Below are 15,077 nucleotides of genomic sequence, written 5' to 3'. Positions count from 1 at the left end.
GGCTAGGCGAAGTGGGCGGGGAGGGTGGCGCGGTGGCGCGACTGCAGGTCGGCGAGGGAGACGGTGAAGACGTCCTGGATCTCCAGGGCGTCGAGCGTGTTGTCGGTGACACCGATGCGCAGCACCGGGTAGTTGCGGCCTTCGCAGAGGCCGAGGAACTTCACGTCGTCCTCGCGCGGCACCGAGACGATGACGCGGCCGGCCGACTCCGAGAACAGGGCGACGGATGCGTCGATCCCGTCCCGCTCGCAGATGTCGCCGAGCCACACGCGGGCCCCGACCCCGAACCGGAGCACTGCTTCGGCCAGGGTCTGCGCGAGCCCGCCGGAGGACAGGTCGTGCGCGCTGTCGACGAGCGCCTCGATCGACGCCGCATGGAGCAGGCCGGCAAGCCGGGCCTCCCCGGCCAAGTCGACGACCGGCGGCAGGCCGCCGAGGTGCCCGTGCACGACATCGGCCCACGCCGAGCCGTCGAGCTCCTCGCGGGTGATGCCGAGCAGGTAGATGTTGTGTCCGTCGTCCTGCCAGCCGCTCGGCACCCGGCGGGCGACGTCGTCGATCACGCCGAGCACCGCGACGACGGGCGTCGGGTAAATCGGCTGGTCGCCGGTCTGGTTGTAAAACGACACGTTGCCGCCGGTGACCGGGATCTCGAGCTCGAGGCATCCGTCGGCGAGGGCCGTGACGGCGCGTTCGAACTGCCACATCACCTCGGGGTTCTCGGGGGAGCCGAAGTTGAGGCAGTCGCTGATGCCGACCGGCACCGCGCCGGTCGCGGCGACGTTGCGGTACGCCTCGGCGAGGGCGAGCTGGGCGCCACGGTACGGGTCGAGCTGGCAGTAGCGGCCGTTGGCGTCGGTCGCGATGACGAAGCCGAGGCCCGACTCCTCGTCGATGCGGATCATGCCGGCGTCGTCGGGGAAGGAGAGCGCGGTGTTGCCGAGCACGTAGCGGTCGTACTGGTCGGTGATCCAGCTCGGGTCCGCGAGGTTGGGCGAGCCCAGAAGGGCGAGGAACTGCTCGCGCAAGTCCGCGGCATCCGTCGACCGGGGCAACGTCGAGGCCGAGTCGGCCTGCAGTGCGTCGATCCAGGTCGGGTAGGCGACCGGGCGGTCGTAGACCGGGCCGTCGATCGCGACCGTGCGCGGGTCGACGTTGACGATCTCCTCGCCGTTCCAGTCGATCACGAGTCGGCCGGTGTCGGTGACCTCGCCGAGCACGCTCGTCTCGACGTCCCACTTTTTGGTCATCGCGAGGAAGCCCTCGAGCTTCTCGGGCGTGACGACCGCCATCATCCGCTCCTGGCTCTCGCTCATCAGGATCTCCTCGGCGGTGAGCGTCGGGTCGCGCAGCAGCACCTTCTCGAGCTGGATGTACATGCCGCCGTCGCCGTTCGAGGCGAGTTCCGAGGTCGCGCAGCTGATGCCGGCCGCGCCGAGGTCCTGGATGCCCTCGACGAGCTTGTCGCGGAACAGTTCGAGGCAGCACTCGATGAGCACCTTCTCGGCAAAGGGGTCGCCGACCTGCACCGCGGGCCGCTTGGTGGGGCCGTCGGCGCTGAAGGTGTCCGAGGCGAGAATGGATGCCCCGCCGATGCCGTCTCCGCCGGTGCGGGCCCCGAAGAGCACGACCTTGTTGCCCACGCCGCGGGCGTTGGCGAGGTGCAGGTCCTCGTGGCGCAGCACGCCGACCGAGAGCGCGTTGACGAGCGGGTTGCCCTGGTAGACCGAGTCGAACCAGGTCTCGCCGCCGATGTTCGGCAGGCCGAGGCAGTTGCCGTAGAACGAGATGCCGGAGACGACGCCGTGCACGACGCGCGCGGTGTCCGGGTCGTCGATACGGCCGAAGCGGAGGGCGTCCATCACGGCGACCGGGCGGGCGCCCATCGAGATGATGTCGCGCACGATGCCGCCGACGCCGGTCGCGGCGCCCTGGAACGGCTCGATGTAGGAGGGGTGGTTGTGTGACTCGATCTTGAAGGTGACGGCCCAGCCCTCGCCGACGTCGAGCACGCCCGCGTTCTCGCCCATGCCGACCATCAGGTTCTTCTTCATGGCGGGGGAGACCTTGTCGCCGAACTGGCGCAGGTACTTCTTCGAGCTCTTGTAGGAGCAGTGCTCGCTCCACATCACCGAGTACATCGCGAGCTCGCCGCTCGTGGGGCGGCGGCCGAGGATGGTGCGGATCTCCTGGTACTCGCCCGCGGTCAGGCCGAGCGCGCCGAAGGGCTGGTCCTTGTCCGGGGTGGCGATCGCGTTCGCGACGGTGTCGGCGATGCCGCGGGAGGGGGTGTTTGAGGCAGCGGTCACGAGCGGTGTACTCCCAGAGTCAACGGATGCTTAGCGCGGCCCAGTCTACCGGTTGCCTTCCCGGCGCCCCCTGTCGGCTCTCGCCAGTGCCAACTGTTGCCGCTGCGGACAACTGTGACCGGCGCACCGGCCACAGTTGTCCGCACCGGCAACAGGTGCCGAGGATTCGGCCCGCGATGTCCTTTCGGGACGGCCCCGTTCGTTCCTAGAGTAGATCCCACCATTCCCGATGGGTCATTCGATGAAATCCCCGATGAAGGAGTCACCATGCCCAGCTATGTTGCCCTGATCTACACCCGCGACGTCGACTGGACCGCCCCAGAGCAGGCGGCCGAAATGGCGGAGTACCAGGAATTCGGCCGCGACGCCGAGGCCGTCATCCGCGGCGGCGCCGCGCTCTACCCGACCCAGACCGCGACGACCGTGCGGGTCACCGGCGGCAAGGGCGGCGACATCGTCATCGGCGACGGCCCGTACGCCGAAACGAAGGAGGCCCTGACCGGCTTCTACCTGCTCGAGTGCGACAGCCTCGACGAGGCGATCCGGCACGCGGCCGCGATCCCCGCCGCCTGGAACGGCGTCGTCGAGGTGCGTCCGACGGTCCCGACCCTGATGTGATGACGGCGACGGATGCCGGCGGCGGTATCCCCGAGGTCGTCCCCGCCCGGTCCGGGCGACCTGAGGTGTCGCATTTCGATGTTCCCGCTGCCGACGAACGTCGATCTGCGCCACCTCACGGGACGATCCCGAGCGCGGCAGTCGAGGCCGGCCCCGACCCGGCCGAGGCCCTCGCCGCGCTGCTGCGTGGCGAGGGGCGCCGGGTGCTGGCCACCGTCATCCGTCTGACCGGGGACCTGGCCCTGGCCGAGGACGCCGTGCAGGACGCCGCCATCAGCGCCCTGGAGACCTGGCGTCGCATCGGCGTGCCGCCGAATCCGCGCGCGTGGCTCACCCTTGCGGCCAAGCGGCGAGTGATCGACCTGCTCCGGCGGGAGGGCGCGCGGCCGAACAAGGAACGGGAGGCGATCATCCTGGCCGTGCAACGGGCACCCGATGACACCCCGCCCGGCGTCGTCCGCGACGACCAGCTCCGGCTGATCTTCACCTGCTGCCACCCGGCGCTCGCGCAGGAGGCGCAGGTCGCGCTCAGCCTGCATGTGCTCTGCGGGCTGAGCGTCGCTGAGGTCGCCCGGGCGCTCCTCGTCTCGGAGGCGACGATGGCCAAGCGCCTCACCCGGGCGCGGCGCAAGATCGCCGACGCCGGCATTCGCTACCGGGTTCCTGACGCGGAGGAGCTGCCCGGCCGGCTGGGCGCCGTCGCGACGACTGTGTTCCTGCTGTTCACCGAGGGGTACGCGTCCCGGTCGGCGGATGCCCCGCCTCCCGTGTCCGCGTCGGTTTCGCCCGCGCCGCCCGCGTCGCTTTCGGTATCGCCAGCGACGCTGGAGCTTCCGCCGCCGGAGGCGCCACCGATCTCGCAGGTGCCTAGCTCGGCCCCGCCGGCCGCGCAGACAGGGCCGCCCGGCGCATCCGTTGCCGAGGAGGCGATCCGGCTGGGGCGGCTGCTCGTCGAGCTGATGCCGGGTGAGCCCGTGCTCGAGGGACTGCTCGCGACGATGCTGCTCCAGCACTCCCGGCTGCGCGCCCGGTTCGATGACGCGGGCGACATCGTCCTCCTCGCCGACCAGGACCGCGGCCTCTGGGACCGGGGCCTCGCCGCGGAGGGCATCGAGCTCGCCGCGTCCGCGATCCGCGGCAGCAGCATCCGCCCGGAGAGGTTCGCGGTCACGGCCGCGATCGCCGCCTGCCACGCCCTCGCAGCGGATGCCGCGGCCACCGACTGGGACGCTGTCCTCGCCTGGTACGACGTGCTGCTCCACCTCGACCCGAGCCCGGTCGTACGGCTGAACCGGGCGGCCGCCCTCGCCGAGAGCGGCGACCCGGACGCTGCGCTCGCCGCCGTCGACCGGATCGACGGTCTCGGCGACTACTTCTGGTTCCACGCGACCCGAGCGGAACTGCTCCGCCGGCTGGGGCGCGACCGGGAGGCGGGCGCCGCTGCTGTCGTGGCGGCCGGGCTCACCGAGTCTGCGGCGCAGCGCCGGCTGCTCGCGCGCCGGCATCCGCTCTGAGTCAGATCCGCTCTACGGCAGGCGTGGCCGCCCGTGCGCCCGCATCCGCGGGTACATTGCTGGCATGGAGAGACCATCGGTTCGGGCCCGCCACCGGGCGCTCCTCGCGGCCAGGGACTCGACCGAGAGACTTGAGTTCTTCAGCGATGCCGTCTTCGCCATTGCGATGACGCTCCTCGTGCTCGACTTGCGGGTGCCCTCGCTCGCGACGGTCCCACGGGACGAGCTCGGTGGGGCGCTGCTCGACCAGGCGCCCAAATTGTTCGCCTACGTGCTCAGCTTCGCTGTGATCGGCCTGAACTGGTCGAGCCATTTCCGCAGGTTCCAGGTGATCGACCGGGTCGACCGGCGGCTCGTGCAACTCGACCTGCTGCTCCTGATGCTGGTCGCGTTCGTGCCGTTTCCCACGGCGGTGCTCAGCGAATACGGCCCGGAGGTCGCGGGCGTCGTACTCTACGCGGGCACGGTCGCGCTGATCGACGGCGTCCAGTGCCTGATCTGGGTGCACGCCAGGAGGGCGGGCCTGCTCAGCCCCCTGGTCGACCGGGGGCTGTATCGCTACGTGCGGCGCAACATCCTGGTGCCCGGAGTCGCGTTCCTGGTCTCGATCGTGATCGCCCTTCTCGGCCAGCCCCTGATCGCGATGCTGAGCTGGCTCGCGATCTCACCCGCATCCATCGCGCTCAGTCGGGCCAGACTCGTGCGCCCGGACGAGCTCGAGCCGGCCGTGCGCCCCCGGCCGCCCGCGGGCAGGCCCGCCGCGCCTGCCGCGTCGACCGCACCCATCCCGCCCGGCACGCCCGCCGCGCCGAGCCCCTGAACGGATGCACCGTGCCACGATGGAGGAATGACCTACCTTCCGGCTGACACCAGATATGAGTCCATGCCCTACCGCCGCACCGGGAAGAGCGGCCTCAAACTCCCGGCCGTATCGCTCGGGCTGTGGCAGAACTTCGGCGGGGTCACCCCGCTCGAGACGCAGCGCGCGATCCTGCGCCGTGCCTTCGACCTCGGCGTGACGCACTTCGACCTCGCCAACAACTACGGCCCGCCGTACGGCAGCGCCGAGAGCAACTTCGGGATCCACCTCAAGCAGGACTTCCGTCCGCACCGCGACGAGCTCGTCATTTCGACCAAGGCCGGCTACGACATGTGGGCGGGCCCGTATGGGGAGTGGGGCTCCCGCAAGTCGCTGCTCGCGAGCCTCGACCAGTCCCTCGGACGGATGGGCCTCGACTACGTCGACGTGTTCTACTCGCACCGCGCGGACCCGGACACCCCGCTCGAGGAGACCATGGGCGCGCTGCACACCGCCGTCACGAGCGGCCGTGCTCTTTACGCCGGCATCTCCTCGTACTCGCCCGAGCGCACCCGGCAGGCCGCGGCGATCCTCGCCGACCTCGGCACGCCGCTGCTGATCCACCAGCCCTCGTACTCGATGTTCAACCGCTGGGTCGAGGACGACCTGCTGACCACCCTCGAGGACCTCGGCGTCGGCTGCATCGCCTTCTCCCCGCTCGCCCAGGGGCTGCTCACCGACCGGTACCTGCACGGGGTGCCCGCGGACTCGCGGGCGGCGCGCGCCGGGTCGATGAAAAGCGATATGGTCAGCGACGAGACGCTCACTCATATCCGTGCCCTGACCGACATCGCCGAGGCACGCGGGCAGTCGCTCGCGCAGCTCGCCCTCGCCTGGGTTCTGCGGCGCCCCGAGGTGACGTCGGCGCTGATCGGGGCGTCCTCGGTCGCACAGCTCGAGACCAACGTCGCCGCCGTCGAGAACCTGGCCTTCACAACAGCGGAGCTCAACGCGATCGACAAGCACGCGGTCGATGCCGGCATCAACCTGTGGGAGGCATCCGCCGCCGTCTGAGGGCCCGTGCGCCGAACCAATTCGACGGAGATTTTGGGTTGTGAGGCCCGAAAACGGCCTCCCACGTACTTTTTTGGCAAAAAGTCCGTCGAATTGGTTAGGGCGGACCCGGGGCTGGTCAGCGCGAGACGGTGCGACGGCGCGAGATGGGGCGAGCGGATGCGGGCGCGCGGCCGGGCCGGGCCCCGCGCGCACCGCGGGGTGCGGGTTACGCGGCTGCGAGCATCCGCTCGATCGCGGAGGTGAAGAACGTGAGCCCGTCGGTGCCGCTGCGCATCGCGGACGCGGTGTCGGGGCCGAAGCCGGCCTCGACCGCGTGTTCGGGGTGCGGCATCAGGCCGACGACGTTGCCGCGGGCGTTGCTGATGCCGGCGATATCGTTGAGGGAGCCGTTCGGGTTCAGTCCGACGTAGCGCACGACGACCCGGCCTTCGCCCTCGAGCTCGGCGAGGGTCTCGGCGGAGGCGATGAAGCCGCCCTCGCCGTTCTTGAGCGGGATGGTGATTTCCTGGCCGGTGGTGAAGCCGCTCGTCCAGACGGTGTCGGTGTTCTCGACGCGCAGCTGCTGGTCGCGGCAGATGAAGGAGCCGTGGTCGTTGCGAATGAGCCCGCCCTCGAGCAGGTGCGCCTCGGTGAGCATCTGGAAGCCGTTGCAGATGCCGAGCACCGGCATGCCGCTGTTCGCTGCGTCGATGACCTCGGCCATGATCGGCGAGAGGCTCGCGATCGCGCCCGCGCGCAGGTAGTCGCCGTAGCTGAAGCCGCCGGGCAGCACGATCGCGTCGACGCCGCGCAGGTCGTGCTCGCCGTGCCAGAGTGCGACGGGTTCCGCGCCGGCGATCCGGATCGCGCGCTGCGCGTCACGGTCGTCGAGCGAACCGGGGAAGGTGACGACGCCGATGCGCATCAGGCGGATGCCCCGACCGTGCTGTCTGCGCCGACGACGTGGATGCCGACGACGTCTTCGATCACGGCGTTGGAGAGCACGGAGTCGGCGAGCTCGCGCACTTCGGCGAGCACGGCCTCGTCGACGGGCCCGTCGATGGTGAGCTCAAAACGCTTGCCGAGGCGAACGCTCGTGAAGCGGCTCTTGCCGAGGCGGCCGAGGACGCCGGCGACGGCTTTTCCCTGCGGGTCGAGCAGCTCGGCCTTGGGCATAACTTCAACGACGATGGTTGGCATGGTTCACTCCGGTGGCGTCGGGGGCGTGGATGCCTCGATTCTACAGTCCACAAGGGCAGCGCCCGGGTCGGTCTCTATCGCCTCAGCTCATGCTGAGTTGCGGAGAAAGCACCCTCCCGGCGCGGGCGGAGGTGTTTTCTCCGCAATCGAAACGTGGCGCCGGTCCATCGACGGCTACCGGCCGCTTCCGGCGCCGCTCTGCCCGAAGGCCGCCGGGATGCCGGTCCCCGGCGCGAGGCCGGCCTGCCCGAGCAGTACCCCGCGGAGCACGTCACGGATCGCCGCGACCCCCTCGAGCGTCTCGACGAAGCTCGTGCTGAGCGGCGACAGCCCGATCCGCAGACCCTCCGGCCCACGGAAATCGGGGATGACGTCGTGTTCCCAGAGCGTCGTCGTGACCTGGCGCATCGCCGGGTGGTTGACGGTGACGTGGCCGCCGCGGTGGCGCGGGTCTCGTGGCGACGTGAGGGTCGCACCGAGGGGCGCGAGCCACTCGTCGACGAGGGTGATCGCGAACTCGGTGAGCGCGACCGACTTGGACCGCACCTCGTCGATGCCCGCTTCGCCGATCATCGCGATCGTGTCCTGCATCGCGAGCATGCCGACGATCGGCGGCGTCCCGCTCTGAAACCGGCGGATGCCGTCGGCCGGGTGGTACCCCGGCCCCATCGTGAACACGTCCCTGGTCCCCATCCAGCCCTGGATCGGCTGGGTGAGCACGTCCTGCAGGTCGCGGCGCACGTACCCGAAGGCCGGCGCCCCCGGTCCGCCGTTGAGGTATTTGTACGAACAGCCGACGGCGAGGTCGACGTCGCAGAGGTCCAGCTCGACGGGGACGGAGCCGACGGAGTGGCTGAGGTCCCAGAGGACGAGGGCCCCGACCGCATGCGCCGCGGCGGTGATCCGGCGCATGTCGGCGAGGTACCCCGAGCGGTAGGCGACGTGGCTCAGCAGCACGAGCGCCGTCTGCGGGCCGATCGCCGCGCGCACCTGGTCGAGCGAGACCCCGCCGGCAGGGTCGGAGTGGATCCAGTGCAGCGTCAGCCCGCGCTCGGCCGCGATGCCCTCGAGGAGGTACCGGTCGGTAGGGAAGTTGTCGGTGTCGAGCACGATCTCGGTGCGCGCCGGTTCGGAGCCCACCCTGCGATAGTCCACCGCGGCCCGGGCGAGTTTATAGAGCAGTACGGTCGTCGAGTCGCCGATGAAGACCTGGCCGGGGCCCGCCCCGAGCGCTATCCGCCCGAGTTCGTCGCCGATCCGGAAGGGAAGCTCCATCCACTCCTCGTCCCAGCCGCGGATCAGCCGGGTGCCCCAGTTGTGGGTCAGGAACTCGGTGATCCGCCCGACACTCGCGAGCGTGGGCCGGCCGAGCGAATTGCCGTCGAGGTAGACGAAGGGACTGGCCGCGCTGCCCGCCGCGCTGCCCGCCGCACCGCCCGCCGCACCGCCCGCCGCACCGCCTGCCTCAGTGCCCACGAACTGCCGGCGGTAGTGCGCCAACCCGTCGATGCGGTCCATTCGGCGGGCGAAGACGAGGTGGGCATCCGTGCTGTTTTCGAGTCGGGTGCGGCTCGGGTCGAGGGGAGGCGTCATCGGGAGTCCTTGGTTTTCATGGCCGCTGCGAGCTGTCGACCGGCGCGACGCGTTCTCCGGCGAGATTCACGGGTTCGCGCGCGAGACCGGTTCTCCGGCGAGATTCTATCCCGGACGACGGATTCCGGGCGCTGGCACAGGCGACATGGAGGATTCCCTCCGACTCGTCATAGCCGGGGGACTTACAATCGTCTCCATGACTTCGTCCGAACAGACCCCGCAGGACGGGGCGCAACCGCGTCGACGCGACGCCCGGCAGAACCGAGAGCGCCTGATCATCGAGGCGCGGGCGCTCATCGCGCAGAACGGGGTCGACGCCTCCCTCGAGGAGATCGCCCGCCGCGCCGACGTCGGCGTGGCCACCCTGTACCGCAACTTCCCGACCAGGGACGACCTCGTGCGCGCCCTCTACGACATCGCGCTCGCCGAACTCGCGACCGTCCGCGACGAAATCGCCGCGGCGCAGACGGCCTGGGCCGGCATCGAGCTCTACATGGAGCGTGTCGCCGAGTGGCTTGTCGCCGATCCGGCGCTCCCGCACATTCTCAAGCGCATGGAGGTCATCGACCCCGGCAGCGGCAAGGGCACCGAGTTCCAGGCCGTGATCGCCGGTCTCGTCGCTCGCGCAAAGAAGGACGGTGCCCTGCGGGCGGATGTCGACGCGGTCGATCTCGCGGTGCTGGTCACCATGGTCGGTTCTCTCGGCACGCACGGCGGCGGTCACACCGGCCAGTGGCGCAGGCAGCTCGCGATCGTGCTCGACGGCCTGCGGCTGCCGGCAACGGACCGACCCCGGCTGCCCGGCCGCCCGCTTGCCGCCCGCGAGTTCCAGGCAGCGGTTCACGGGGTCACCCGTCGCGCCAAGCGAGCCGCATCCGGCCGCGCAGCGGGATCCGGGGCCTGAGTGAAGGTCGCGACCGTCTACGACGTCGCCGCCCACGCGGCGGTGTCGATCGCGACGGTGTCCCGGGTGCTGCGCCGTCCGAATGACGTGCGCGAGTCGACCCGGGAGCGGGTCCTCGACTCTGTGCAGGCCCTCGGCTACGTTCCGAGCGCGAGTGCACGGTGCCTCGCGGTCCAGCGCACCGGTGTCCTCGGCCTGTTCTTCCCCGGTATCGACGACGAGGACGACCGGGGAGAGGCGCCGTTCGTGCAGGACCTGTCGGTCTCGATGGTCGTCGACACGGCGGGCGGCAGCGAGGTCGCTCCGCCGAACCTCTCCTTCGACGGGGTGCTGCGCGGCAGCGAGCGCGAGGCGTGGCGCCACGGTTTTGCCCTCATGGTAGGCGTCGGCAGGGATGCCAATCCCGCCGACATGGTGCGGGACATCGCCGGGCGGGTCGATGCGGTGGCGGTGCTCGCCGGCAGCGTTCCGGACGAGCTCCTCAAGCACGTCTCGCGTCGGATTCCGGTCGTGTTGATCGGCGGCCCGCGCCGCTGCGCCGAGGTGGACTTCGACCACGTCAGCGTCAGCAACCGGGAAGGAATGCGCGCGCTCACCGCGCACCTCCTCGAGAGTGGCGACACCACGGACCTCGCCTTCGTCGCCGGACCCGCCGATTCGCCGGACAGCGCGGAGCGGTACCAGGGCTTCGTCGAAGCTCTCGAGGGGGCGGGCCTCGACCCCGCTGCCGCGACGATCCTGCAGGGCGACTTCTCGCGCATCCGTGCCCGCCGGCTCGCCGAAACGCTGCTCGCCACCGGGCGGATGCCGCGGGCCCTGGTCTGTGCGAACGACCGCACCGCGCTCGGCATGCTCGACGTGCTCGTGCCCGCCGGCGTCCGGGTGCCCGATGACGTCATTGTGACCGGCTTCGACGGCATCGAAAGCGGGAGCCTGTCCACTCCGCGCCTCACGACCGTGTACCAGCCGATGGTCGAACTCGGGCGAGCGGCGATCCGGGCGATGCTCAGCCGGATCGAGCACCCGGACCAGCCGCCGATCACCGCGCGCCTGCCCGTGAAGGTCCTGCTCCGCGAAAGCTCAGAGGGCACCCTCCCGTCCTGACCGCGCGCCAAGGCCGTCGCGCCCCAGAGTGCTGCTGTCGCCGTGTGTACCGAATGTCACCGGTGGACGGGGTCACCTCGACGGGGGCTGCGATTCTCGGCCGCAGCGCCGGTGCCGGCGCGCCTAGGCTGGGAATCCTCGGCAGCACCGCGTCAGGCCGGAAATGGAGCGCACCATGAGCACGATAGACCCGACCGCTACCCCGCCCGCGACCGGGCGGCATTCGGCCGAGGCCGACGTCGTCGCCGACCTCACGGCTTTCGGCGCCGCTGACGACACCGGCGCCGATGTTGATGTCGCTGATCCTGATGTCGCTGTCGACGGTCCCGTCACGGCCCCGACCTTCGCCCCGTCTGATCGCTTGTTCGACGGCTGGCCAGGGGTGCCCCGCTTCGGCACCCTGCCGGTCCCCCTGACGGATGCCGTCGCGAACGTCGGCATCGACCTGCCCGTCGGGCGCGTGACGGCCCTGCATGCCCGGCCGGAGGCATCCGCTCGCGGTGTCGTATTGCTCGTGCCGGGCTTCACCGGCTCGAAGGAGGACTTCGGCGGCTTTCTGCCGCTCCTCGCCGAACGCGGCTGGGACGCCTGGTCGTACAGCCAGCGCGGGCAGGCAGACTCCGCGGCCCCCGCCGGCGCCGAGAACTACACGCTCGAGGCCTTCGCCCAGGATGTCGTCGCCGTGGCCGCACTCGTCGGCAGCGGCCGGCCGGTGCACCTGCTCGGGCACAGCTTCGGCGGGGTCGTCGCCCGGGCCGCCGCGATCCTGGCGCCAGAGGCATTCCTTGACGTCACCCTGCTCTGCTCCGGTCCCCACGGCTGGACCGGGCGGATGGAGCGCGAGGCTGCGATCGTCAGCGAGCGCGGGTCGGCGGCCTGGTGGAACGAGGACAATGCGCACACCGTCGGCCTCCCCGACGCCGCCCTGACCGCCGACGAGGCGTTCCGCCGTCTGCGGATGGGAGCCACGAGCGACGATCAGCTGCTTGGCGCCGCCGCGATCCTCAGCGACGAGAACGACACCACCGGCGAGTTGCTCGCGACCGGCCTCGACACCCTGGTCGCGCACGGCGTCGACGACCCGGCCTGGCCCCAGGACTGGCAGGCGAGTATGGCCGGCCTGCTCGATGCCCGGTACGCGATCATCCCGGAGGCCGCGCACTCGCCGCAGCTCGAGAATCCGGAGGCGACCGCCGACCTGCTCGACGAGTTCTGGGGTCGCGACCGCGCGCATCCGGCGGTCGAGGACCCGCAGCGCTAGCCGCCGCGCCGCGCCCGTGCCGCACTGCCGCGCCCGCACCAGCGCCGAGTGTCGCCGTCCGCGCCGACTGTCGCCGGTGTAGCGGGTCGATTCGGCAAGAACGGCGACACTCGCTGAACCGTGAGCGTGAGCCGGATGCGGGCGTGCCGGGCTCAGGCGGGGGTGGCCGTGCGCACCACGATCTGGTTGCCCCAGGGGTCGTCGAAGCCGAGCGTTTGCCCGTCGTGCCGGGTCTCGATGCCGAAGTGGGACATCCGCTCGGTGAGTGCACCGAGGTCGTCGGCGACGGGCAGCACGATGTCGACCTCGCCGAGCCCGAGGGCCAGGCGGCGCCTGCCGGAGCCGGCGCTGTTCCAGGTGTTCATCGCCATGTGGTGGTGGTACCCGCCGGCCGAGACGAAGAGCGCGGACGGGCCGAAGTTGGCGGTGGCCTCGAAGCCAAGCCGGTCGACGTAGAAGGCGCGGGCGGTCGGCACGTCGCCGACGGAGAGGTGCACGTGACCCACGATCGCGTTACCGGCACCCGGGTCGGACACGCCGGCCTCGGTGAGGTGCTCGCCGATGAAGACGTTGGGGTCGAGGGCGAGCGTGGCCATCTCGACCTGGCCGTGGGCCCAGCTCCACTCGGTGCGGTCACGGTCCCAGTAGAGCTCGATGCCGTTGCCCTCGGGGTCGGTGAAGTAGAACGCCTGGCTGACGAGGTGATCGGCGCTTCCGGTGAAGGTGCCCGGATGCTTTGTGGCGACCGAGTAGACCGCCGCGGCGAGTTGCGCCTGGGTCTCGAACAGGATCGCGGTGTGGAACAGGCCGCTCGAGCGGGGCTCGGGGGCGGTGAGCTCAGGGGCGTGCTGCAGGATGACGATCGGGGTCGTTCCACGCCCCATCACGGCGATGGGGCCGTCCTGGCTGAGCAGGCTGAGCGTGACGGCGTCGCGGTAGTACGCGATCATGCGGTCGAGGCGGCCGACACGCAGCGTGACGGCGCCCATTCCGGTCGCCGCGGGGAGGAGTTCTGATGCGGATCTGGTCACACCTGCCTCAACGGATGCCCTCGCCCCGCTATTCCGGCCTGTGCGCCCCCGAAGCCCGGTCGGCGTCCCCCTGCGTGGCCAACTCAGGAAATCCATTCGGCGGTCGGTGGGTCGCCGGCGGTTCGCCGCACTGGTCCGGGCATCGCTCGTAGGCGGCCGGGCGGATCTCCTGAGTTAGCCCCCGCGCGGGCGTGGGAGGGCGCGCGGACGTCGGCAGGGTCGCGCCGGGCGCGGGTCGCGGTCGCGTCAGTCCTGGTGAAGCTGGATCAGGTTGCCGCAGGTGTCGTCGAACAGGACGGAGGTGCCGAAGGCATCCGTGTACGGTTCGCTCGTGAACTGCACGCCGAGCCGGCCGAGCCGCTCGTATTCGGCGCGGACGTCGGGGCTGCCGAAGACGATCGCGGGGAGACCGAGGGCGCGGATGCCCTGGGCGTACTTCGCGGCCACCTTGTTGTCGCTCGGCTCGAGAAGGAGGCCGACGCCGTCCGGGTCCTCCGCGGACTTGACGATGTACAGCTGGTGCTCCGGCATGGCGAGAAGCTTCTCGAATCCGAGGACGGACGTGTAGAAATCGAACGCAGTGGCGGGGTCTTTTACGTGGACGCTGCACATCTTGATTCGCATGCCCGGAGCGTAACATTCGGCGGCGCCGGGCGCCGAGTCTTGTGACCGCGCGCGTCGGTCAGGCGCCTGCGGTTGTCCCGGTGAGCCGGGTGAGCAGTTCCCGGTAGCGAGCGGCGGTGCGCTCGATGATGTCCTCCGGGAGCGCCGGCGGTGTGCCGGTCTGGTCCCAGTGCGCGCTGAGCCAGTCGCGGACGATCTGCTTGTCGAAGCTCGACATCCGCTGCTGGGGGGTCGTGCCGGTCTGCCAGAGGTCGGCATCCCAGTAGCGGCTCGAGTCGCTCGTGAGCACCTCGTCGGCGAGGGTGATCTCGCCGGTCGTGCGGTCGGCGCCGAACTCGAACTTGGTGTCGGCGAGGATCACGCCGTTCTTCTCGGCGATGACGGATGCCCGGCTGAAGATCTCGAGGGAGAGGCGGCGCAGTTCCGCGGCGACGTCGGCGCCGACGAGCTCCACTGTGCGCTCGAAGGAGATGTTCTCGTCGTGCTCGCCCATCGGGGCCTTCCACGCGGGGGTGTAGATCGGTTCCGGCAGGCGGTCGCCGTTCTGCAGCCCGGCAGGGAGCGGCAGGCCGCAGACCGTCTGGCTGGTCTGGTATTCCTTCCAGCCGGAGCCGGTGAGGTAACCGCGCACGACGCACTCGATCGGGAACATGTCGAGGGTCGTGCAGAGCATGGCGCGGCCGGCGACGGCAGCGGGGATGCCCGCGGTGCCGTCCGTGTCAGTGGTCACAGCATCAGCCAGCAGGTGGTTGGGAATGCCGGCGAGCTGCCCGAACCACCAGAGGCTGAGCGTGGTGAGCAGCACGCCCTTGCCAGGGATGCCGGGCTCGAGCACGTGGTCGAAGGCGCTGACGCGATCGCTCGCGACCACGAGCACGCGGGAGGCGGCGTCCAGGTCGGGTGCAGCGGCATCCGCTGCCGGATCGGCCGGCACGTACAGGTCGCGGACCTTGCCGGAGTAGGCGTGGCGCCAGCCCGGGAGGTCGAGGGGGGCGGATGCGGTCGGCTGGTCGAGTGCGGTCACGGCCCCATTCTCCCGCACAGCCCCGCCCCCGCGCCAAACG

The 15,077-nt window shown here is 70.7% G+C and carries 14 protein-coding genes; 7 read left to right on the top strand and 7 right to left on the bottom strand.

The genetic code is table 11. The features are described from left to right. Positions 1 to 2: 2 nt before the first annotated feature. A complete protein-coding gene (gene purL, locus QN350_RS16670; RefSeq protein WP_322138657.1) occupies positions 3 to 2,309 on the bottom strand; it encodes a phosphoribosylformylglycinamidine synthase subunit PurL in 2,307 nt (768 codons plus the stop codon). 267 nt (positions 2,310 to 2,576) lie between these two features. On the opposite strand from purL, the gene QN350_RS16665 reads away from it, so the two are divergent. The 4 genes from QN350_RS16665 (at position 2,577) to mgrA (ending at position 6,314) form a co-directional block, all read left to right on the top strand. Next, complete coding sequence (locus tag QN350_RS16665) at positions 2,577 to 2,927, top strand: YciI family protein (protein ID WP_322138658.1); 351 nt, start codon at positions 2,577 to 2,579, stop codon at positions 2,925 to 2,927. Further along, positions 2,927 to 4,441, top strand: a complete 1,515-nt coding sequence (locus tag QN350_RS16660) for an RNA polymerase sigma factor (protein WP_322138659.1) — start codon at positions 2,927 to 2,929, stop codon at positions 4,439 to 4,441. The genes QN350_RS16665 and QN350_RS16660 overlap by 1 nt, the downstream gene beginning before the upstream one ends. A gap of 64 nt (positions 4,442 to 4,505) precedes the next feature. Next, complete coding sequence (locus tag QN350_RS16655) at positions 4,506 to 5,261, top strand: TMEM175 family protein (RefSeq protein ID WP_322138660.1); 756 nt, start codon at positions 4,506 to 4,508, stop codon at positions 5,259 to 5,261. A gap of 27 nt (positions 5,262 to 5,288) precedes the next feature. Beyond that, positions 5,289 to 6,314 (top strand): L-glyceraldehyde 3-phosphate reductase, encoded by a 1,026-nt coding sequence (mgrA, locus tag QN350_RS16650; protein WP_322138661.1) that lies wholly within the window; start codon positions 5,289 to 5,291, stop codon positions 6,312 to 6,314. A gap of 208 nt (positions 6,315 to 6,522) precedes the next feature. Here the strand turns inward: mgrA and purQ are convergent, their stop codons facing one another. The 3 genes from purQ to QN350_RS16635 all read right to left on the bottom strand — a co-directional run bounded on the left by purQ (position 6,523) and on the right by QN350_RS16635 (position 9,089). After that, the gene (purQ, locus tag QN350_RS16645) at positions 6,523 to 7,221 is read right to left on the bottom strand and encodes a phosphoribosylformylglycinamidine synthase subunit PurQ (protein ID WP_322138662.1); all 699 of its coding nucleotides are present in this window, start codon (positions 7,219 to 7,221) and stop codon (positions 6,523 to 6,525) included. Next, a complete protein-coding gene (purS, locus tag QN350_RS16640) occupies positions 7,221 to 7,496 on the bottom strand; it encodes a phosphoribosylformylglycinamidine synthase subunit PurS (RefSeq protein WP_281533732.1) in 276 nt (91 codons plus the stop codon). Before purS ends, purQ begins: the two co-directional genes overlap by 1 nt. 174 nt (positions 7,497 to 7,670) lie before the next feature. After that, complete coding sequence (locus QN350_RS16635) at positions 7,671 to 9,089, bottom strand: kynureninase (protein ID WP_416347739.1); 1,419 nt, start codon at positions 9,087 to 9,089, stop codon at positions 7,671 to 7,673. 196 nt (positions 9,090 to 9,285) lie between these two features. On the opposite strand from QN350_RS16635, the gene QN350_RS16630 reads away from it, so the two are divergent. The 3 genes from QN350_RS16630 to QN350_RS16620 all read left to right on the top strand — a co-directional run bounded on the left by QN350_RS16630 (position 9,286) and on the right by QN350_RS16620 (position 12,358). Next, complete coding sequence (locus QN350_RS16630; RefSeq protein WP_323516928.1) at positions 9,286 to 9,993, top strand: helix-turn-helix domain-containing protein; 708 nt, start codon at positions 9,286 to 9,288, stop codon at positions 9,991 to 9,993. Further along, positions 9,994 to 11,097, top strand: a complete 1,104-nt coding sequence (locus tag QN350_RS16625; protein ID WP_322138664.1) for a LacI family DNA-binding transcriptional regulator — start codon at positions 9,994 to 9,996, stop codon at positions 11,095 to 11,097. A gap of 175 nt (positions 11,098 to 11,272) precedes the next feature. After that, on the top strand, positions 11,273 to 12,358 hold the full coding sequence (locus QN350_RS16620) for an alpha/beta fold hydrolase (protein ID WP_322138665.1): 1,086 nt from the start codon (positions 11,273 to 11,275) through the stop codon (positions 12,356 to 12,358). Positions 12,359 to 12,510: 152 nt separating this feature from the next. Here QN350_RS16620 and QN350_RS16615 read toward each other — a convergent pair whose 3' ends face one another. The 3 genes from QN350_RS16615 to QN350_RS16605 form a co-directional block, all read right to left on the bottom strand. Beyond that, on the bottom strand, positions 12,511 to 13,347 hold the full coding sequence (locus tag QN350_RS16615; RefSeq protein ID WP_322140368.1) for a VOC family protein: 837 nt from the start codon (positions 13,345 to 13,347) through the stop codon (positions 12,511 to 12,513). Positions 13,348 to 13,635: 288 nt separating this feature from the next. Continuing rightward, positions 13,636 to 14,013, bottom strand: coding sequence for a VOC family protein (locus QN350_RS16610; RefSeq protein WP_281533745.1), 378 nt, complete (start codon positions 14,011 to 14,013; stop codon positions 13,636 to 13,638). 58 nt (positions 14,014 to 14,071) lie between these two features. Next, positions 14,072 to 15,037, bottom strand: coding sequence for a phosphoribosylaminoimidazolesuccinocarboxamide synthase (locus QN350_RS16605; RefSeq protein WP_322138666.1), 966 nt, complete (start codon positions 15,035 to 15,037; stop codon positions 14,072 to 14,074). Positions 15,038 to 15,077 lie beyond the last annotated feature (40 nt).

This window comes from Cryobacterium sp. 10I5 (genome assembly GCF_035019865.1).
Taxonomy (GTDB): Bacteria; Actinomycetota; Actinomycetes; order Actinomycetales; family Microbacteriaceae; genus Cryobacterium; species Cryobacterium breve_A.
This window is presented reverse-complemented; position numbering and strand designations above follow the sequence as displayed.